Origin of the sequence: Amycolatopsis dongchuanensis (assembly GCF_039542405.1) — a bacterium.
Lineage (GTDB): Bacteria > Actinomycetota > Actinomycetes > Mycobacteriales > Pseudonocardiaceae > Amycolatopsis_E > Amycolatopsis_E sacchari.
Genome location: NZ_BAABIB010000094.1, coordinates 1 through 19,737, shown reverse-complemented (window position 1 = coordinate 19,737; position 19,737 = coordinate 1). Strand labels below are relative to the sequence as shown.

The window sequence follows — 19,737 nt, the reverse complement described above, 5'->3', positions numbered from 1 at the left end:
AGATCAACAAGCACAACTTTCATCCAAGAAAACTGAGCCAGATTCTTGACGCGGGACATCCAGGCCCACGAGTACCCCGCCATGCTCGACTTCGTCACGCGCTCCGGCCTCGACCTCGGAAGGCTCGTCGGCAGGCGCATCAGCCTCGACGAAGCGCCCGCCGCGCTCGCCGAGATGGACCGGCCCGTGCCCGCCCGAGCCGGGGTCACCGTCGTGGAGCTGCCGCGGCCGTGACCCCACCGGGCAGTTACCAGGAACTGACCGAGCTGCTCCGCGGCCGCCTGCCGAAACTGGCGTCGGGGCAGCTCCGGATCGCGCACCTGGTGCTGGCCGACCCGGAAGGTACCGCCCACCGCGGCATCACCGAGGCCGCCCGGCTCGTCGAGGTCCACGAATCGTCCATCGCGCGGTTCGCCAACTCGCTCGGGCTCTCCGGCTACCCCGACATCATGGAACTGTGCCGCGCGTGGCTCGCCGAACAGGCCCAGCTCGCGCGACGCACCGACGAGCGCCCCGCCGAACCACCCGGCGGCCTGCTTTCCGCCACCCTCGAACAGGAACAGACCAACCTCGCCCGCACCTACGGCCGCCTCGACCGCCCGTCCTGGCTGCGTGCCGTCGCCCTCCTCGCCGAAGCCGACGCGGTGCACGTCCTCGGCCTGCGCGAGTGCGCCCCGATCGCGGCCCTGCTCAGCCGGGGCCTGCGCGGGAGGCAGCTTGGCGCCTGCCTCGTCGACGAACTGCCCGGGCTGACCGGCGTGCTCGTCGCCGTGTCGATCCGCCGCTACGCCGCCGACACCGTGCGCGCCGTCGAGTACGCCCGAGACCACGACGTGCCGGTCGTCGCGCTCACCGACAACCCCGCCTCACCACTCGTCGAGCACGCGCAGGCCGCGTTGTTCGCGGAGACGAGCGGCGTCGGCGGGCACTCCCTCACCGCGCTCGCCTCACTGGCACAGGCACTGGCGGAAGAGGTCGCCCTCCGGCGCGGAGACTCCCACGCGGAGGACGACCTCCCGTCCTTCGGTTTCTACTTCGCCCACCCGTCGCCCGGCCACCGCCCCTAGCGGAGACGCTTCGCGTCACATCACCATCTGCGGTCGATAACGGTCCCGTTCGGATACCACTGGATGTAGCCGAACTGGAAGTCGTTGCGCCGTCCGCCGTCGAAGGTGAACTCACCCGACCGCGGGTAGCCCAGGTACGACCGCTCCCAGCCCAACGCCGACCACCGCTGCCGGATCGCGCCGTACACCTCGTGCGCCCCGGTTCCCGGCGTCCAGTAGATCGACGACGCCTTGTCGAAGTGGTTGTAGCGGCCCACCCCGTCCGGTGTGGTCAGCTCATCGGTGACCGGGTAGCCCATCGGCCCCTTCTCCCAGTCCAGCGCCGCCCACGTCTTCCGGATCTCGCCCCACACGCCGTGTGCGCCGGTGGCGGGCGTCCAGTAGATCGAGGCCGCCTTGCTGAAGTGGTTGTAGCGGCCGATGCCGTCGGGCGTGATCAGCTCGTCCGTGGCCGGATAACCCGTCGGGCCCTTCTCCCAGTCCAGCGCCGCCCACTTCTCGCGGATCAGGCCCCAGATCGCGTGCGCGCCCGTGCTCGGCGTGTAGTACACCGACGCGGTGCCGGTCGCGGGCGTGCCGATGAAGTGGTTGAACCGGCCGATGCCGTCCGGCGTCCCGGTTTCGTCGGTCAGCGGGGCGCCGAACCGCGTGTGCCCACCGAGTTCCAGGTACTTCACGAGCACCTGCCCGATCACGGCGTGCATGCCCGTCTGGCTGGACCAGTACAGCCGGCCGCGCTCGTACACCCGGTACCGCACGCCGCCGTCGATCACCTCGGGCGCGGTGGGCGCGCCGACCAGCTGCCGCAGCGCGGCATCGGAGTTGTAGCGCTGCTCGATCGGCGTCGCGTAGACCGCGCTCAACGTGAGGTCGTTCGCGGGCATCTTGAACGTGCGGACGCGGTCGGTCGGGCCGTCCGCCCACCCCGTGAAGGCCGAGGCCCCGTCGCTCGCCGTCGCCGCGGCGTTCACCTCCAGCGTCACGCCCTCGGTGACCATCGCGGTGTTGGCGTTGTTCTCCGACGGGATCTGCAGCGCGGCAGGCACGTTCGACGTCAGCGTGAGCCGGTGCTGGCGGGGCCAGGCGGTGTAGGTCTGCGTGGCGACGACGCCCGCGCTGTCGGTGACCGTCGCGGTGACGAGCAGCCGCGTGTCGGGGTGGTCCGGGAACGGCACCGTGAAGCTGTCGCCGGTCGCGCCGACGCCGGGGTGCGAGTGGCACGTCGCCTCGTCCGGGCAGTGCAGCTCGCGGCTCGTCCACGTCACGGCCAACGCGCCGTCCTCGGCGTCCGTCGCCGTCGCGGACAGGGTGATCGGCTCCCCGACGGCGAACGTGTCACCCGGTGGCGTGGTGAGCGCCAGCTGCGGCGAACGGTTCGACGGGGCCACGGTGAGCGTCGTCGTTCCGGTGGCGCCCAAGGGATCCCGGACGGTCAGCGTCGCGGTGTACCGGTCGGTGCCCGCCGCGTAGGTGTGCGTCACCACGCGGCCGGTGCCGGTCGTGCCGTCGCCGAAGTTCCAGCTGTAGGTGAGCTGGTCGCCGTCGTAGTCCAGCGAACCGGAGCCGTCGAACGTGACCGTGCGCGTTGCGGCGTCGGTCGTGCTGGTGGCGGACGCGACGGGCGCGGTGTTGCCCTGCTGATAACTGATCCGCTTCAGCGTGCCGGACAGCAGGTCGGCGTACACGACGTCACCGTTCGGCGCGGCGTCGAACTCGACGGGACCGCCGATTCCCGTGGCCCACGGCGGGTTCTGCGGCGCCTGCGTCAGCTTGCCGCTGCTGTCGTACTTGAGCGTCCAGATCTTGCCGCCCTGGTAGTCGCCGAAGAAGTACGTGCCCTTGTACTCGCCGGGGTAGCTGGATCCCGTGTAGACGAACCCGCCCGTGACGCTGTTGCCCTGGTTGCTCGCCCCGCCGTGGTGGTACTCCCACAGCGGCGGCGTGTTGTTGACGGGACCGCACTGCGCGGGGAAGGCCGTCGCGTACCCGGTCTGGTGGTTGCCCTCCCAGCACGGCCACGCGTAGTTGCGCCCCGGCTGGACGATGTCCAGCTCCTCCCACGTCTCCCAGCCAACGTCGCCGACGACGGGCAGGCCGCTGCTCGGGTCGAGCGAGAGCCGGAACGGGCTGCGGAAGCCGCTCGCGAACACCTTGCTGCGCACGGAATTCGGGTTGGTCGCGTCGTAGTACGGGTTCGACGGCACCCCCGCGCCGGCGGCGGTGAGGTGCATGACCTTGCCGTAGGGCGAGTTCTGGTCGAGCGCGCGCAGGGCACGCGGGTCGTACACGCCGCCGTGGAAGTCCGAGCTGTCGCCGGTGGACAGCCACAGGGTGCCGTCGGAGGCGGCGACGATGCCCGTCATGCCGTGCACGTTGTAGTCGACGGGCATTTCGAGCAGCGTGCGTTCGCTGCCGAGGCCGGTGGGTTCGGGGGAGCCGGTGACGGTCCAGCGCGCCAGTCGGAAGACGGAGCCGCTGCCCGTCGGCACCGAGCGCACGAGGTAGATGGTGCGCGTGGTCGCGTAGTCGGGGGCGACCGCGAGGCCGACGAGGCCCAGGTCGCCGTCGCTGTTCACGGACAGCGTGGCGAGCGTCCGCACCGCGCCGGCCGGCGAGATCCAGGTGACCTTGCCGCCCTTGCCGGTCGTGATGATGCCGCCGTCGCCGGGCAGGTGGGCGAAGTCGGTCAGGTCGTAGGCGGCCTGACCGGTGGCCTGCTCGCGGATGACGAAACCGGACGGCAGCGCCGGAGCGGCGCTCGCCTGCGGGACGGCCACCAGGCCCAGGCCGACCAGCAGGGTGACGATGAGGGTAGGCAGTACCCGTCTTGACCACCGAGAGAGCATGCTTCCCCCTTCTAGGCGTATGTCCCTTTTTCGCCCAGAAGGGGGAGTTCGTTGCAGTGGGTTACGGTGTTGTTATTTCACTCAAAGGAACGCGCCTTCGGCGGTGATCAACTTACCGACGATCAGCTTGCCGTACTGCTTGCGCTGCTTGGCGTAGTCCGGCGCCACCTCGTAGGCGCCGATCGCCGTTCATTTTCGAGCCTCCTCGCACTTTTCGTTCCCGGCTTCGCGGGTGCGGGAACACGGAATGACCAACGAGAGAAAGCCGACACGACCGCAGCCGTCACGCTATTCCGCATTTCCTGTTCGAAATCACCAGCAAATGACGAGGAGGCACGACGGCCGCGGCTTCGAAGACGACGACGGCGGCGGCGCCGGGTTGTGCGAACCGCCGCCACCGCCCGCCGGCGGCGTCGTGGTCGGGGTCGTGGTCACCGGCGAGGTGGTGCCGGAGCCGGGCTCCTGCCCCGGTGCCGAGGGATCGGTGGAGGTGCTGGTCGAGGAGGTCGTCTCGGCTTCCCGCTCGTGCCAGGGAAGCCCGTTCCGGCCGGTGCCCTCCACCTCGGACACGTTGGTGACGACGACGGTGGTGCTGCCTGCCGTGCGTTGGGAGCCGGTCGGTTCGTCGGGCACGCCGCCGCCCGCGAGCCCGCCGGTGGGGCCGTGGGGCGGGCCGAACAGGGAATGTGAATCCGCCTGCGGGTCCTGCGATCCGATGTGGACGAGCAACGCGGCGAGCCCGCAGCCCAGCACGACCGCGAGCATCACGGCGACCACGCGGCCACGGCCGCCCTTCTTGCGGGGCTCGACCCAGCCCTCGCGTTCGAGGAGCGCGGCCACCGACACTTCGTCGTTCACCGGACATACCTTTCGAACCGAGGGAAAGTACGCCGGGGGTATTTCTAGCGCAGGCTGGCACGGCGTCAATAGTCGGGGTCGGGAAAGGCTTGGAAAATCACGGGGAGTGTCCGCAGATCGCGGTCCGTACCCGTTTCCGCGGCATTCCGCGTACGTTGCCGGGGCCGTTCGGGCAGGTCTGCAGCCCGGCTTCAGAGTTGCTTGCTCAACAACAGCTGGCGCACCCCGTCGAGTGCGACGGCGAACGCATCGGTCGTGCCCGCGGCCCTGGCCAGCACGTACCCGCCCTGCACGACCGCCGAAACCGTCGCCGCCACAGCCTCCGGTGCGAAATCCCGGGCCAGTTCGCCCTTGTCCTGCCCCTCGCGCAGCACCTCGGTGAGCCTGCCGTGGAGCCAGCTCAGCGTCTCGGCGACCGGCTGCCGCAGCTCGGCGTTCGCCACGATGTCCGGGTCCTGCGCCAGGCCGCCGATCCGGCAGCCGCGCAGCACGTCGCGTTCCCGGTCCAGGTACGCCCCGACGCGGTCGAGCGCCGTGCCCTCGCGGGAAAGCGCGGCCTCCGCCTCCTCGCGCAGCTCGGCCGCGCTGCGCCGGATCGCCGCGAGCGCCAGGTCGGCCTTGCCGCCGAAGTGGTGGTACATGCTGCCCTGGCCGGCGTTGGCGCGCTGCTGGATCGCCTTCGGGCTGGTGCCGACGTAACCGCGCTCCCACAGGAGCTCCTGGGTGCTCCGGATCAGCCGGTCGACCGTGTCCACCCGGTCAGTGTACCTACTGGTCGGTACGGGCGGGGAGCAGCTCCGGCGCGTGCTCGCGGACCGCGGCGAGCACCTCGTCGATGTCCGGGTTGACCATCGCGGCCGGGCCGACGAACACGGTCGGCACCGTCTCGTTGCCGTCCGCGACCGAGCGCACCCGCGCCGCGGCCTCCGGGTCCTCCCAGATGTTGACCTCGTGCAGCGGCAACCCGGCGCGTTCGAGGTGGGCGCGGAGCATCATGCAGAACCCGCAGCCGGGCCGCCAGTAGAACTCGACGAGGTTGTCGCGTGCGCTGGTCATGACCCCAGGTTAGCCATTCCCGGCGATCGTAACCCTGTCGTGATCTTGACGCGTAACGCGATCGGGGGAAAAAGCGAAATTCCGGTGGCGGAGTGACGCGTCCATGCGTCGCATTGACGCGTTGGAGGGATCCTTGTTCATCCGGCCTCGTTATGCTGCCCGGATATTGCTACTTTCCGTAATAGCAATTCTCGTCGGGGGCGGCCTCACCCCCTCGGCACTCGCGGACGAAACGACCGCGGCGCACAACACCCTTCGCACCGGCTGGGACGACGACGAGCCCGGTCTGGTGCCCTCCCAGGTCAGCGCCTCGGACTTCGGACAGCTCTTCTCGGCGAACGTGGACGGTCAGGTCTACGCCCAGCCGGTGGTGGTCAACGGCGTCGTGGTCGCCGCGACCGAGAACAACAAGGTCTACGGGCTCGACGCCGCCACGGGCACCCAGCGCTGGAAGGTCGACCTGGGCCCGGCGTGGCCGGTGTCCACGGTGAACTGCGGCGACCTCGTGCCGACGATCGGCGTGACGGCGACCCCGGTGTACGACCCGTCGACCGGCGCCGTCTACCTCACCTCCAAGGTCAACGACGGGCCCGACCCGCAGCACCCGCACTGGTACCTGCACGCGCTGGACGCCAAGACCGGCGCCGAGCGCCCCGGCTTCCCGACCGTGATCAAGGGCGCGCCCACCAACAACCCCGGCGTGCCGTTCAACCCGATGACGGCGATGCAGCGTCCGGGACTCCTGCTGCTCGACGGCGTCGTGTACGCGGGCTTCGCGAGCCACTGCGACTACACGCCGTACGTCGGCTACATCGTCGGGGTCAACGCCTCGACCGGGGTCCAGACGACCATGTGGGCCACCGAGGCCGGCGTCTCCGACGAAGGCGGCATCTGGCAGGGTGGCTCCGGGCTGGTGTCCGACGGCGCCGGCCGGATCATCGTCTCCACCGGCAACGGCATCGCCCCGGCACCCGGCCCCGGCGACGAACCGCCCTCGATGCTCGGTGAGTCGGTCGTGCGCCTGGCCGTCAACCCCGACGGTTCCCTCACCGCGAAGAGCTTCTTCAGTCCGCACGACAACACGAAGCTCAACCAGGACGACGCCGACCTCGGTTCCGGTGGCCCGATGGCGCTGCCGTCGAACTTCGGCACCAGCGCGCACCCGCGGCTCGTGGTCGTGGTCGGCAAGGACGGCCGGATCTACCTGCTCGACGCCGACCACCTCGGCGGGGCGGGCCAGGGGCCCGGCGGCGGTTACGTCTACGTCGTCGGCAACAACGGGCCCTTGCGGGCGCTGAAGTACTCGGCCTCCGGCCCGTCGCTCACGTCGGTCGGCGTGACCAGCGACAACTTCGGCTACACGTCCGGCTCGCCGGTCATCACCTCCACCGGCACGACCTCCGGCTCCGCGCTCGTGTGGGTCATCTACAGCACCGGCCCCGGCGGGCAGAACGCGCAGCTGCGCGCGTACGACCCCGTGCCCGTCAACGGCGTCATGAAGCTGCGTTACTCCGCCCCGATCGGCACCGCGGTCAAGTTCTCCGTGCCCGCCACGGACAACGGCCGCGTGTACGTCGGCACGCGCGACGGCAAGGTCCTCGGCTTCGGCAGGCCGACCACGGCCGTGCTGGCCACCAAGCCGTACGACTTCGGCTCGACCGCGGTCGGCACCACGGAGAACGCGACGGTCACGGTCACCGCGAACACGAACCTGACCGTCAACAGCGTCACGGCCGACGCTCCCTTCGGCACGTCGCTGACCACCCCGGTGACCCTCACGAAGGGCCAGACGCTGAGCGTGCCGGTCAGCTACACGCCGACGACCTGGGGTGCGTCGACGGGCAGCCTGACGTTCACCACGAGCGCCGGCAGCACCGCCATGGACCTGCACGGCCAGGGCACGCAACCGGGGCTCGGCGCCACACCGTCCTCACTCGACTTCGGTCAGGTGCGCACCGGCGCGGCGAAGGAACTGGGCGTCAACATCCTGAACACGGGCACGACGGCCGAGACGATCACCGGCGTGACCTCGCCGACCGGCGCGTTCAGCGTGGACAACGTGCCCGCGGCCGGCACCGTGCTCGAAGCCGGGGCGTCGATCACGATCCCCGTGACGTACACGCCGACGGCCGGGACGGACACCGGCACGCAGGAGACGTCGCGCCTGGTCGTGACGAGCGACCAGGGTTCGGTGACGGTGCCGCTGACCGCGGTGGCGCTCGCCGGCAAGCCGGAGCTGACGCTGGAACCCGCGGTGCTCGACTTCCACACCGTGCAGCCGGGCAAGCCCGTGACGATGTCGTTCAGCGTCGCCAACACCGGCACGGTGCCGTTGACGATCACCAAGGCGAAGGCGTCCGCGGGCGTGTTCTCGGTGGCCAGCGCGGACCAGCTGTCCGAGGGCCAGGTGATCCCGCCGGGCGAGGAACTGCAGCAGAAGGTGACGTTCACGCCGGCCGACGCCTACCCCGCGCGGGCGGTCTACGAGATCACCGGTGACGACGGGCAGGCGGCGCAGACCGTCACGCTGCAGGGCAACACCGACCCGATCACCGACTACTACAACGCGCTGGGCGGCGCCCGCGGCTCGACGCTGAGCGACCCGGTGTCCCCGCAGTACGACACCGCGGGCGGCGGCAAGGCGCAGGACTTCCGCGGCGGCTCGATCTACTGGTCGGCGGCCACCGGTCCGCACGTCGTGCAGGGCGACATCCTCGCGAAGTACAAGGCGCTCGGCGGGCCGGCCGCGCTGGGGTACCCGATCACGGACGAGACGGGGACCCCGGACGGCGTGGGCCGGTTCAACCACTTCTCGCTGGACGGCGGCGCGTCGATCTACTGGACCCCGCAGACGGGTGCGCACGCCATCCAGGGTGCGATCCGGGCGAAGTGGGAGTCGATGGGCTGGGAGCGCGGCCCGCAGGGCTACCCGGTCACCGACGAGCTGACCACGCCCGACGGGGTGGGCAAGTACAACCACTTCTCGCGGGCCGACGGTGCCTCGATCTACTGGACGCCGAACACCGGTGCCTGGTCGATCCAGGGCCAGATCCGCGACCGCTGGGCGGCGCTGGGCTGGGAGGCCGGCCCGCTGGGGTACCCGATCACCGACGAGACGGGGACCCCGGACGGCGTGGGCCGGTTCAACCACTTCAGCAAGCAGGGGTCGGTCTACTGGACGCCCTCGACCGGACCGCACGCGATCTACGGGCAGATCCGTGACCGCTGGGCGGCGCTGGGCTGGGAGACCGGTCCGCTGGGCTACCCCACGACCGACGAGACGGGCACGCCGGACGGGGTGGGCCGGTTCAACCACTTCAGCAAGCAGGGGTCGGTCTACTGGACGCCGTCCACGGGCGCGCACGGGATCTACGGCGCGATCCGGGACAAGTGGGCCTCGATGGGCTGGGAGCGGAGCAACCTGGGCTACCCGACGTCGGACGAGTACGGGATCAACGGCGGGCGGCGGAACGACTTCGTCCGCGGGTGGATCACGTTCCTGTTCTCCAACGGCTCCACCCAGGTGACCTACCGCTGAACGCGGGCCCGGGGGCGCACCCGCCCCCGGGCCCGTCCACAGTGGACCGTCAGTGCCAGGTGTTCCCGGTGATCCGTTCGTACGCCTCGGCGTAGCGGCGGCGGGTGGCTTCGACGATGTCCGCCGGGATCTCCGGACCGGGCGCGGTCTTGTCCCAGCCGGTGCCCGCCGCCCAGTCGCGGACGAACTGCTTGTCGAACGCGAACTGCGGGCGGCCCGGCTCCCACTCGTCGGCGGGCCAGAAGCGGGAGGAGTCGGACGTGAGCACCTCGTCGCCGAGGGTGAGCACACCGTCGGCGTCCCAGCCGAACTCGAGCTTCGTGTCGGCGACGACGATGCCCTGGCTCGCGGCGTGCTCGGCGCCCCGCCGGTAGATCTCCAGCGTCAGCTCACGCAGCCGCTCGGCGGTCTCACGGCCTTCCTGGTTCACGACGTCGTCGAAGGTGATGAACTCGTCGTGCCCCTCGCTGGCCTTCGTGGTCGGGGTGAAGATCGGCTCGGGGAGCTTGCTGCCCTCGACCAGCCCCGGCGGCAGCGCGACGCCGGACACCGTACCGTACTTCTGGTACTCCCGCAGGCCCAGCCCGGCGAGGTAGCCCCGCGCGATGCACTCGACCTGCACCATCTTCAGCGGCTTGCAGCGGATCGCGCGGCCGGCGAACTCCTCGGGCACGTCCGTCACCGACCGGACGTGGTTGGGCACGACGTCGCGGAAGTGCTCGAACCACCAGTTCGACAGCTGCGTCAGCAGGGCGCCCTTGCCGGGGATCGGGGTGGGCAGGGTGACGTCGTAGACCGAGATCCGGTCCGACGCGACGAGCAGGATGTCGTCCCCGTCGCGGTAGAGGTCCCGCACCTTGCCCGCGTGAATGTGCTCCATGAAACCCGTCCCTCCCGGTGAAGATCGCCGCCTCATCCTAGGTGAGCCGTCTCCCGCCTCCTCGAAGTTGGTGAGGTGGGGGCCCGAAAACCGATACGCTTCGGCGGCATGGCGGACGGTTCGTGGCTTTCGGGCCGGCGACGCGAGTCCTGGCTGAGTTACCTGGGGGCACACACGCTCGTCGAGCGGGTGGTGGAGCGGCATCTGCACGACAACGCGGGCGTCTCGCACGCGGAGTACGAGATCCTGTCCCGGCTGCGGGCGGCGGGCGGGCGGTTGCGCATGGGCGAGCTGGCCTCCGTCGTGTTCTCGCCAGGCAGCAGGCTCAACTACCGCGTCACGCGGCTCGCCGGGCTCGGGCTCGTGCGACGGGAACAGCATCCCGTGGACCGGCGCGGGCTGTACGCGGTGCTGACCCCGGAAGGGACGCGGTTCCTCGACCAGGTGCAACCCGGGTACGCGGAGGCGGCGCGTCGCGCGGTGGGTGCGCTGACCGAGGAGGAGTTCCTGGAACTGGGGCGGTTGAGCGAAAAAGTCTTCCGCGCGCTGTGTGACGACTCGCGGTCAGAGGTGGCGGACAGCGGCGCGGAGGGCAGCGGGGGACAGCCGGGAGAGCATTAACCCGGCCTTCGCCTCCGGGGTCACCGGCACCAGCGCCTTACCCGTGGCCACCGCCCGCACGATCTCCTTCGCCACCTTCTCCGGCCCGAAGTTCCGCCGCCGGTACGCCTTCGTCGCGGCCGCGCGCCGCAGCTCCTGCTCCTCCTCGCTCAGCCCGGAGAACGTCGTGGTGCGCGTGATGTTCGTCGCCACGAACCCGGGGCAGATCGCCGAAACCGCGATACCCCGCGACGCCACCTCAGCCCGCAGGACGTCCGACGCCATCAGGACCGCCGCTTTGCTCGTCGCGTACGCGGCGAGCGACTTCGCGGGCAGGTAACCCGCGGCGGAGGCGACGTTGACGATGTGCCCGCCCTCGCCGCGCTCCGCCATCAGCTCGCCGAAGATCCGGCACCCGTGCAGCACGCCCCACAGGTTGACGTCCAGCACCCGCTCCCACTCCTGCGTCGTCGTGGCGAGGAAGGTGCCGGCGTGCCCGATCCCGGCGTTGTTCACCAGCACGTCGGGCACCCCGTGCCGCGCCACCACGTCGTCGGCGAACTTCCGCATCGCGGCCTCGTCGGACACGTCCACCCGGTACGCGGGCAGGCCCGTCGCCCGCGCGGCCTCCTCGTCGAGGTCGCACACCACGACCTCGGCGCCCGTCGCCGCGAAGGCCTTCGCGGTGGCCAGCCCGATCCCGCTGCCGCCGCCGGTGACGACGACCAGCTGCCTCCGGGGTTCCACGCCGCCGTCGACGTGGTCGATCAGCTCCGTCGCCATCCGCGCGACCTGGGCACCGTCGCGCAGCAACGCCGACCAGTGCCCGGCGTACAGGCGGCGCCGCCACAGCCGTGGCGCCCACCGTTCCGCGCCCTCGGCGAGCGCCGGGGTGACGTACCGGTCGTACACGGGCGTGATGACCTGCACCGGAACTTGGGTGGTGCGCTTGCGGGGACGGCTGAACCGTTCGCGGACGTTGGCGCGGTAGAGCGAAAGCCCGCGTGCCGCGTCGGAGGCGAGCGTCGGGGCGGGATGTCCGGGCCGTGGCGGCACGTGCTCGGCCAGGCGCAGGAACTCCGGCCAGCGCTTCGCGAGCACCCCGCGCCACAGCAGTTCCGGCAGCAGCGGCACGTGGAACGCGAGGATGTACCACGAGTGCAGCTGCTGCCTCAGCACCTTGCCGAACCGGCGGGGGGAGCGGGTGCGGAACCAGTACGCGGCGTGGTCGAGGCACGGCCCGGAAATCGAGGTGTACGAGGCGATCCGCTGGTGCGCCCCGGGTTCGGTGACGGCCTCCCAAGCCTGGATCGAACCCCAGTCGTGGGCGACGACGTGCACCGGCGCGTCCGGGCTCACCGCGTCGGCGACGGCGAACAGGTCGTCCTTCAGGTGCGGTAGGCGGTACGCCTCCAGGCCGCGCGGCGCGTCGGACTGCCCGGCGCCGCGGACGTCGTACCGCACGACGCGGAACCGCTGCGACAGGACGGCCGCCACGTCGTCCCACACCGCGTGCGTGTCGGGGTAGCCGTGCACGAGCAGGACCGTCGGCGCGTCCTCGGGGCCTTCTTCGAACACGGCCAGCCGGACGTCGCCGGAGTTCACGATCCGCATCCGCCGAAAGTAACTGTGACCGCGAGTAACAGTCAAGGCGGCCCGCCGCGAGGGCGGGCCGCCTCTTCTGCCGTGGATCAGCTGGCGATCAGGCGACGGCGCAGGAACCACGCACCGGCACCGGCCAGCGCGGTGACGCCGCCGACGACGAGGCTCACCATCGGCACGACCTTCACGGTCTTGGCGCTGGTGTTGTTGCTCGTGTCGGGGTCGGGGTCGTCACCGGTGACGGTCGCGGCGTTGGTCAGGTACTTCGCCGAGCCGTCCTGGTTCACCGTGTTCACCGTGGCCGTGATGTCGTAGCTCACGGAGTCACCGACCGCCAGCGAGTCGCCGGTGCAGGTGATCACGCTGTCCGAGCCGAGGACGCAGCCCGCGGGCACCTGCACGTTGATCAGCCCGGCCGGGACCGGGTCGGTCACCGTGTAGCCCGTGGAAGCGGCCGGGCCGAGGTTCATCACCGTCAGCGTGTAGGTGATCTGGTCACCCGGCTGCACCTCGTCCTGCGGCGCGGTCTTGGCCATGGCCAGGTCGGCCGACGGGGCGGGGTCCACGAACGTCACCGTCGTGTTCGCGGGCGGGTTCAAGCCCACCAGCGACAGGTTGCCGGGGCCGTTGGTGTAGCTGCCCGCCGTGCCGGAGGTGACCGGCACGCTCACGGTGCACGAGGCCATGCCCGCGTTCAGGTTGCCCTTCACCTCGACCGAGCTGCCGCCGGACGGGGCGGTCACCGTGCCGCTCGGGCAGGTGGTCGAGCCAGCACCGGCCACGGTCAGGCCCGCGGGCAGCGCGTCGGTGAACGACCAGCCGTTCTTCGCCGCCAGCTCGCTGGTGTTGGTGATCGTGAAGGTCAGCGTCGAGGTGCCACCGGTCTCGACCTGGGCCGGGCTGAACGACTTGTCCAGCTGCGGGGTCACGTCGAGGATCTTGATGTTGTCGAACGCGTGGTCGTTACCGGTGCCACTGCCCTGGTTGTTGACCATCTGCACGCCGATCGAGCTGCCGTTGACCAGCACCGCGCCGTTCGAGGTGTAGGTGCCGACCTGGGCGGTCTTCGCCGGGGCAGCACCGATCTGCGGCACGTTGATCGTCCGCGTGGCGCCGCACCCGTCGATCTGCGAGCCGACCGGGGTCGCCGTTCCCGCGTCGTTCAGCAGCGAGAACTGCAGCAGCGGGTGGTTGGCGAAGCAGTTGATCGCCGCCACATCCACGCTGAAGGTGACGAACCGGTTGCTGCCGCTGAACGGGATGTTCGAGGCGGTCTTGAACTCGACGTGCGGGGCACCCGGGTCACCCGAGGTCATCGCCGAAACCGCGTAGTTGCTGCCCGGCGCGATCCCCGTGTAGGAGCCCAGTGCGTAGGCCATCTGCTGCACCGCGTTCCAGGTTGCCGCGTTCCCGCAGTCGTTCGCCTGCGTGGTGGGTGCCGCGGGCTGGGAGGACGAGGCGATCCAGCCGTTGCACTGCCGGAGCCACTGGGCATCCGCGGTGTAGGTCTGGCCGCTCGCCCCGGTGTACTGGGGCAGCCGGACGATCGGGGTTGCGGCGGGGCGGTTCTGGAAGTTCTCCGCGTAGATCGTGGTCGGCGGCTGCGGGGTGCCGGGTGACCCGGGTGTGGTCGCCGAGGCGAACGTCGCTCCGGTGGCCGCCGCGATGGCCGCCACCCCCGCCACGGCACTCGCTCGCCGGAACACCGGTGTCTTCCACCATGGTCGCGATCGCGTCACAAGTCCTCCTCCGGTAGACGGATGCGCGAAAAGGAGGACGGGGCGAGCACACACCGATCTGACGGGCATCCTCCGCCCGGAGTAGGTCACCGGGTCGGGGCACGAAAATAGCGGGGGGCGGGTTGTGCTCTTAGGGTCTCGGCATGAGGACCGAGGAACGGCTGCGCGACGCCATCCCGCCGCGCACGATCCTGCTCGTGGCCGGGGTCCTGCTGCTGCAGCTGGGCTTCATCCTGTCCTATGTGGGCGCTTTCCACAGCCCCTCGCCCAGCGGCGTGCGGCTCGCGGTCGTCGGTCCACAAGCGACGGTGCAACGGCTCGACGCGCTGCCGGACGACCCGCTCGAGGTCGAGCCCGCGGCGAGCGAGGCCGAGGTACGGCAGCGGATCCTCGACCGGGAGGTGAGCGCGGGGTTCGTCGTCGCGCGCACCGGCACCACCGACAGGCTGCTGGTCGCTTCGGCGGCCGGTCCCGCGCTGGCCACCGCCGTCGAACAGGTCGTCACGCAGGTCGAGAACGCGCAGCGACGCACCGTGCAGGTCGTTGACCTCGTCGCCCCCGAGGCGGGTGACGCGCGTGCCCTGACCGGGTTCTACGCCGTCGTCGGCTGGCTCGTCGGCGGCTACCTCGCCGCCGCGGCACTCGCCATCGCGCGTGGCGCCCGCCCGGCGACCCTGCAGCGCACGCTCATCCGGCTCGGCGCGATGGTGCCCTACGCCGTCCTTTCCGGACTCGGCGGTGCGCTCATCCTCGACCAGTGGCTGCACGCGCTCGCCGGGCACTTCTTCGCGTTGTGGTGGATCGGCGCGCTGCTGACGTTCACCGCCGCCACCGTCACGATGGCACTCCAGGTGCTGTTCGGCGTGCTCGGCGTCGGCCTGACCGTGCTGATCTTCGTCATCCTCGGCAACCCGAGCGCGGGCGGCGCGTACCAGGCCGAGCTGCTGCCGACGTTCTGGCGGGTGATCGGCGGGGCGCTGCCGAACGGCGCGGGCACCGAGGCCCTGCGCAACTACGTCTACTTCTCCGGGCACGCGACCACGCGCCCGCTCCTGCTCATCGCGATCTGGGGCGCGGCGGGACTGCTCGTGACCCTCGCCGGCTCACTGCTTCACCTGCGGCGCGCCGCCCAACGGGAACCGGTCTCCGAAGGGCGGCACGCCAAGCACGAGGCCTGAGGTCACGACGTGGGCGGCACCGGCTGCGGCAGCGGGTCGCACGTGACGTCGGCGCGGTTGCCCGGTTTACGTGCGGGCAGTGTGCCGTTGAGCAGGTAGTCCGCGATCTTCTGGTCGACGCAGGCGTTGCCGCGGGGCGTGATCGCGTGGCTCGTGCCGCCCGGCTCGGCGATCAGGACCGCACCGGGGAACCGCTTGCGCACCTCCAGGCTGCCCTCGTACGGCGTCGGCGCGTCGAGCGTCTCGTCGATCATCAGCACGCTCTGCACCCGTGAGCCGTCGACGTTCACCGGCTTGCCCGCCTTCGCCGGCCAGTACACGCACGGCGCGTTGTACCAGGCGTTCATCCAAGTGAAGTAGGGCGCGCGGGCGAACGTGCGCCAGTTGTCGACGCGCCACTGGTTCCAGTTCGTCGGCCACTGCACGTCGGTGCACTGCACGGCGAGGTACACGGCGAACCCGTTGTCGTCCCCGCGGCCACCGAACGTCTCGAACAGCGACTTCATCGTCTGCCAGTCGCCCTGGTTCACGAACTTCGCGAACGCGTCCCCGAGCGTGGTCCAGCGCAGCTGGTAGTAGGACGCCTGGAGGAACACGTCGAGCCACTCGTCCGGCCCGATCACCCCGCCCGCCGGCTGGAACGACAGCTTGGCCAGCTGCTCGTCGAACACGCGCTGGACCGCGGCACCCGTCTTGCCGAGGTGGTACACCGAGTCGTACTTCGCGACCCAGTCGAACCAGACGTGGATGTTGCGGTCGAAGCCGAGGTCCTGGTTGAGGTTCGCCTGGTAGAAGACGTAGCGCGGGTCGACCGTGCTGTCGAGCACCATGCGGCGGACGTGGGTGGGGAACAGCGTGCCGTACACCTGGCCGAGGTAGGTGCCGTAGGAGTAGCCGTAGAAGTTCGCCTGCTGGACGCCGAGCGCCGCGCGGATCGAGTCCATGTCGCGCACGGTGTCGACGGTCTTCATGTGCGCCAGCAGCGCCGGGTCGTTCTTCGCGGCGCACGCGTCCGCGTAGGACTTCGAGCGCTGGAGCCAGGTCTGCTCCAGCTGCGGCGTGACGGGCAGGTAGTTCGGCCGGTTGTAGTCCATGTAGAGCGGGTCGCAGGACAACGCGGGCTTGCTGGAACCGACGCCGCGCGGGTCGAAGCCGATCCAGTCGTAGGCGTCGCCCGCGTGGTTCGGCAGGTTCCCGCCCCGGGCCGCCAGGTACAGCCCGGACCCGCCCGGCCCGCCCGGGTTGGTGAGCATGACGCCCTGGTACTGCGAGTCGGGCACCTTGTGCTTGACCCGGCCCACGGCGAGCTGGATCTTCGCGCCGCCGGGGTGGTCGTAGTCCAGCGGTACCGAGAGGTAACCGCATTCACCCCCGGCCTTGACGAGGGTCGGGTCCGAGCACGGACCCCAGGTGATCGGCTCCGCCGCCACGGCGGCCGGTGCCGCTGTCACGATCGAAGCCACGGTCAGTGCGGACACCGCGAGTGCGACGAGACGTTTCACGTGCGGTGACGGTAGACCTACTTCGGGCCGTCGACACCCGCCGGAAGTAGGAAACGTCCGTTACCCTGAGCCGAAACGGAAAAAGGGGAAACCGTGATGCCCGAACGCCCGTCGCCACCCCGCGGCGAGGAGGCCGAGCTCCTGCTCGCCGAGGCCAGGAAAGCGTTGTGGGTCATGGTCGGCGTCCTGGCCGTGCTGTGGCTCGTGCAGATCGTCAACGCGGCGCTGGGGTACACGCTGAGCTTCGACTACGGCATCCGGTCACGGGACGTCGCTTCGCTGCCGGAGATCTTCACCGCCCCGTTCCTGCATTTCAGTTGGTCGCACATCGAGGGCAATTCCGGGCCGCTGTTCATCTTCGGTTTTCTCGCCGCCTACCGCGGGGTGAAGAAGTTCCTCGGGGTCAGCGCGCTGATCGTGGTGGTCAGCGGGCTCGGCGCGTGGTTCACGGCGGGCGCGGGCACCGTCGGTGCGGGTGCGAGCGGCGTCGTGTTCGGGTACTTCGGCTACATCATCGTGCGCGGCGTGTTCGACCGGCGGCCGATCGACATCGTGATCGGCCTCGTGATGGCGTTGTGCTTCGCGTACCAGTTCTCGCTGCTCATCCCCGCGGGGGAGGGCATCGGCTGGCAGGCGCACCTGTTCGGCTTCGCCGCGGGCGTGCTGGGCGGCTGGTTCTTCCGCGAACGCCGCCGGAAGGCGGTCGCCGCCGAGGCCCCGACGACCCTGCTCGACCGGCCGGAGGGGCAGGCCTGAGGCGGTCGTCGGGACACCCGTCCCAAGGTTTGGGTCAGCCGGCCCGATACGTGTACAGCACGGACTGGTCGTCGTCGGGGACGACCTGGAGGGTGAGCGCGCCGCGGTCGGTGGACAGCCAGACCGGGTTGCGGGTCACGGAGTTGCCCGCCGGGGTCAGGCCGGTCATCGGCACGGTGTTCACGGCGTCGAGCGTGCGCAGGTCGAGCAGGGAAAGCCCGCCCAGCTGCACCGGCGTCGAGCCGACGGTCAGGCTCGCGACGCCACCGCACACCGCCTTGCCGGCAGGCAGGTAGTGGCAGTCCTGGAAGTCGACGAACTGCTCCGGGTTGGCGACCTTGCGCTGCGGCTGCCCGGACGGCCCCCACACGTAGAAGGTGCGCGAGCCCCAGTTCATCCCGACGAACCGGTTGTTCGCGGTGTCGTGCACGACGCCGCCGATGTGGTCGGGCACCTGCAGGAACGGCACTGCGGAGAACGTCACGGGGTCGATGCGGTACACCGTGGCGCGGCTGTTGGGGCGGTACTCGGCGACGGGCACCCACAGGTAGCGGCCGTCGTAGTCGAAGCCGCCCGGGTGGTAGACCGTGCCGGAGCCCAGGTGCAGGTCGTGCAGCAGGGTGCCCTTCGCGTCGAACTCGAAGAGGTGCCCGATGCCGGCGCCGGGGGTGCGGTCGTAGCCGTCGCACGCCGGGTCGCACTTCACGGGCGCGGACGTCACCTCGACGGAGGTCATGAAGTAGCGGTCGTCGACGCGGACGAGGCCCTGCGGGTGGTAGGTCTCGAACTTGAGCGGCACGGCCGAGGTCTGCGTCCACGGCGTGCTCCGGCTGACGGAGGCCAGCAACCGGGCGGAGTCACTGTCGCGTGTGGACGGATTGGCGACCGAGGAACCGGTCGTGACTGCGATGGCGGCCAGTGCCAGCGCGGCACCGGCGAGGATGCGCTTGCGGATCGCGGCGGGAGTACAGCAGCGTTCGCTGAACGCGCGGTGAACCGGAACGGGCTAGGGTCGGTCGGGTGTCGGTCCGAGAGCTGGTGGTGCTGGGAACCGCGAGTCAGGTTCCCGGCCGCAACCGCAACCACAACGGGTACCTGCTGCGCTGGGACGCCGAGGGTTTCCTGTTCGACCCCGGTGAGGGCACGCAGCGGCAGATGCTGTTCGCGGGCGTCGCGGCGTCGTCGATCACGCGGATCTGCCTGACGCACTTCCACGGTGATCACTGCCTCGGCGTGCCCGGGGTGGTGCAACGCCTGTCGCTGGACGGGGTGCGGCACCCGGTGCACGCGCACTTCCCCGCGTCGGGCCGGGAGTACTTCGAGCGGCTGCGGCACGCGAGCGTCTTCCACGAAACGGCGGAGATCATCGAGGAACCGGTGCACGGCAACGGCGTCCTCGCGACCGGTGAGTTCGGCGAACTGCGGGCGCGGCGGCTCGACCACCCGGTGGAGGCGTTCGGTTACCAGCTGGTCGAGCCCAGCGGCAGGCGGATGCTGCCGGAACTGCTCGCCCGGTTCGGCGTGACTGGGCCGGAGATCGGTGAGCTGCAGCGGACGGGCTCGCTCCGCGTCGGCAGCCGGACGGTGACCGTGGAGCAGGTGAGCGTGGTGCGCCAGGGGCAGCGGTTCGCGTTCGTGATGGACACGCGTCTGTGCGATGCGGTGTACGAACTGGCGGACCGCGCGGACCTGCTGGTGATCGAGTCCACGTTCCTGGAGGAGGACGCGCACCTGGCGCGGGAGTACGGGCACCTGACCGCGAGGCAGGCGGCGCGGGTGGCGGCGGAGAGCAAGGTGCGCACCCTGGTGCTGACCCACTTCTCGCAACGCTACGACGACCCGACGAAGTTCTACGAGGAAGCGAGGGAGGTCTTCGGCGGGGAGGTCGTCGTGGCGGCGGATTTGAGCCGGGTGAGTTTGCCCAGGAGGCGGTGAGGGGGTTGCCCCGCCTAGAGTTGGGTGCTCATCCCGTCGCCTGATACCGGTGGATCACTTTGGGCCAGGGCCGCAACCTTCCTGCTCACCGGCGGTTGTCATGCCAGGCTTGCGGCTCTGGGTCAAAGTGATATGCACAAACCGCAGGCGACGGGATGATCACTCAACTCGACCACCTCG

General features: G+C 70.4%; 17 protein-coding genes. 8 read left to right on the top strand and 9 right to left on the bottom strand.

Features of this window, described 5'->3' with window-relative positions; translation table 11 throughout:
- Positions 1-45 precede the first annotated feature (45 nt).
- Both ABFX51_RS25930 and ABFX51_RS25925 read left to right on the top strand, forming a co-directional pair.
- Entirely contained in the window at positions 46-234 is a 189-nt protein-coding gene (locus ABFX51_RS25930; protein ID WP_346055191.1) for a hypothetical protein, read from the top strand.
- On the top strand, positions 231-1,067 hold the full coding sequence (locus ABFX51_RS25925; RefSeq protein WP_091517119.1) for a MurR/RpiR family transcriptional regulator: 837 nt from the start codon (positions 231-233) through the stop codon (positions 1,065-1,067). Before ABFX51_RS25930 ends, ABFX51_RS25925 begins: the two co-directional genes overlap by 4 nt.
- 20 nt (positions 1,068-1,087) lie before the next feature.
- Here ABFX51_RS25925 and ABFX51_RS25920 read toward each other — a convergent pair whose 3' ends face one another.
- The 4 genes from ABFX51_RS25920 to ABFX51_RS25905 form a co-directional block, all read right to left on the bottom strand.
- Positions 1,088-3,913, bottom strand: coding sequence for a PQQ-dependent sugar dehydrogenase (locus ABFX51_RS25920; RefSeq protein WP_346055190.1), 2,826 nt, complete (start codon positions 3,911-3,913; stop codon positions 1,088-1,090).
- 312 nt (positions 3,914-4,225) lie between these two features.
- On the bottom strand, positions 4,226-4,771 hold the full coding sequence (locus tag ABFX51_RS25915; RefSeq protein WP_346055189.1) for a hypothetical protein: 546 nt from the start codon (positions 4,769-4,771) through the stop codon (positions 4,226-4,228).
- Positions 4,772-4,962: 191 nt separating this feature from the next.
- Positions 4,963-5,526, bottom strand: coding sequence for a TetR/AcrR family transcriptional regulator (locus tag ABFX51_RS25910; protein WP_091517124.1), 564 nt, complete (start codon positions 5,524-5,526; stop codon positions 4,963-4,965).
- Between the two features lie 13 nt (positions 5,527-5,539).
- Positions 5,540-5,827: a glutaredoxin family protein gene (locus tag ABFX51_RS25905; protein ID WP_091517126.1), complete on the bottom strand. Its 288-nt coding sequence runs from the start codon at positions 5,825-5,827 to the stop codon at positions 5,540-5,542.
- A gap of 166 nt (positions 5,828-5,993) precedes the next feature.
- Here ABFX51_RS25905 and ABFX51_RS25900 point away from each other — a divergent pair, with 166 nt between their 5' ends.
- Positions 5,994-9,365: a choice-of-anchor D domain-containing protein gene (locus ABFX51_RS25900; protein WP_346055188.1), complete on the top strand. Its 3,372-nt coding sequence runs from the start codon at positions 5,994-5,996 to the stop codon at positions 9,363-9,365.
- A gap of 49 nt (positions 9,366-9,414) precedes the next feature.
- On the opposite strand, the gene ABFX51_RS25895 is transcribed toward ABFX51_RS25900, so the two are convergent.
- A complete protein-coding gene (locus tag ABFX51_RS25895; RefSeq protein ID WP_091517130.1) occupies positions 9,415-10,245 on the bottom strand; it encodes a phosphoribosylaminoimidazolesuccinocarboxamide synthase in 831 nt (276 codons plus the stop codon).
- A 108-nt stretch (positions 10,246-10,353) separates the two neighbouring features.
- Between ABFX51_RS25895 and ABFX51_RS25890 the strand changes: the two genes are divergently transcribed.
- Complete coding sequence (locus tag ABFX51_RS25890) at positions 10,354-10,866, top strand: MarR family winged helix-turn-helix transcriptional regulator (protein ID WP_091517131.1); 513 nt, start codon at positions 10,354-10,356, stop codon at positions 10,864-10,866.
- Here the strand turns inward: ABFX51_RS25890 and ABFX51_RS25885 are convergent.
- Complete coding sequence (locus ABFX51_RS25885; RefSeq protein ID WP_091517133.1) at positions 10,810-12,459, bottom strand: SDR family oxidoreductase; 1,650 nt, start codon at positions 12,457-12,459, stop codon at positions 10,810-10,812. The two genes, ABFX51_RS25890 and ABFX51_RS25885, sit on opposite strands and share 57 nt — an antisense overlap.
- Positions 12,460-12,536: 77 nt before the next feature.
- The gene (locus tag ABFX51_RS25880; RefSeq protein ID WP_143250027.1) at positions 12,537-14,153 is read right to left on the bottom strand and encodes a DUF7933 domain-containing protein; all 1,617 of its coding nucleotides are present in this window, start codon (positions 14,151-14,153) and stop codon (positions 12,537-12,539) included.
- A gap of 176 nt (positions 14,154-14,329) precedes the next feature.
- On the opposite strand from ABFX51_RS25880, the gene ABFX51_RS25875 reads away from it, so the two are divergent.
- Positions 14,330-15,364, top strand: a complete 1,035-nt coding sequence (locus ABFX51_RS25875) for an ABC transporter permease (RefSeq protein WP_091517137.1) — start codon at positions 14,330-14,332, stop codon at positions 15,362-15,364.
- Between the two features lie 2 nt (positions 15,365-15,366).
- On the opposite strand, the gene ABFX51_RS25870 is transcribed toward ABFX51_RS25875, so the two are convergent.
- A complete protein-coding gene (locus tag ABFX51_RS25870) occupies positions 15,367-16,866 on the bottom strand; it encodes an alpha/beta hydrolase (protein WP_091517138.1) in 1,500 nt (499 codons plus the stop codon).
- Positions 16,867-16,962: 96 nt separating this feature from the next.
- On the opposite strand from ABFX51_RS25870, the gene ABFX51_RS25865 reads away from it, so the two are divergent.
- Positions 16,963-17,622, top strand: coding sequence for a rhomboid family intramembrane serine protease (locus tag ABFX51_RS25865; RefSeq protein WP_346055187.1), 660 nt, complete (start codon positions 16,963-16,965; stop codon positions 17,620-17,622).
- Between the two features lie 34 nt (positions 17,623-17,656).
- On the opposite strand, the gene ABFX51_RS25860 is transcribed toward ABFX51_RS25865, so the two are convergent.
- Positions 17,657-18,421, bottom strand: coding sequence for a DUF6454 family protein (locus ABFX51_RS25860; RefSeq protein WP_091517142.1), 765 nt, complete (start codon positions 18,419-18,421; stop codon positions 17,657-17,659).
- On the opposite strand from ABFX51_RS25860, the gene ABFX51_RS25855 reads away from it, so the two are divergent.
- Entirely contained in the window at positions 18,411-18,617 is a 207-nt protein-coding gene (locus ABFX51_RS25855) for a hypothetical protein (RefSeq protein WP_091517144.1), read from the top strand. The two genes, ABFX51_RS25860 and ABFX51_RS25855, sit on opposite strands and share 11 nt — an antisense overlap.
- Before the next feature lie 25 nt (positions 18,618-18,642).
- Positions 18,643-19,557, top strand: a complete 915-nt coding sequence (locus tag ABFX51_RS25850; protein WP_091517146.1) for a ribonuclease Z — start codon at positions 18,643-18,645, stop codon at positions 19,555-19,557.
- Positions 19,558-19,737: the final 180 nt, after the last annotated feature.

Coding starts and splice junctions, on each gene's coding strand:
- ABFX51_RS25920 (WP_346055190.1), bottom strand. CDS start 3,913: ATGCTCTCTCGGTGGTCAAGACGGGTACTGCCTACCCTCATCGTCACC.
- ABFX51_RS25905 (WP_091517126.1), bottom strand. CDS start 5,827: ATGACCAGCGCACGCGACAACCTCGTCGAGTTCTACTGGCGGCCCGGC.
- ABFX51_RS25895 (WP_091517130.1), bottom strand. CDS start 10,245: ATGGAGCACATTCACGCGGGCAAGGTGCGGGACCTCTACCGCGACGGG.
- ABFX51_RS25890 (WP_091517131.1), top strand. CDS start 10,354: ATGGCGGACGGTTCGTGGCTTTCGGGCCGGCGACGCGAGTCCTGGCTG.
- ABFX51_RS25885 (WP_091517133.1), bottom strand. CDS start 12,459: ATGCGGATCGTGAACTCCGGCGACGTCCGGCTGGCCGTGTTCGAAGAA.
- ABFX51_RS25875 (WP_091517137.1), top strand. CDS start 14,330: ATGAGGACCGAGGAACGGCTGCGCGACGCCATCCCGCCGCGCACGATC.
- ABFX51_RS25865 (WP_346055187.1), top strand. CDS start 16,963: ATGCCCGAACGCCCGTCGCCACCCCGCGGCGAGGAGGCCGAGCTCCTG.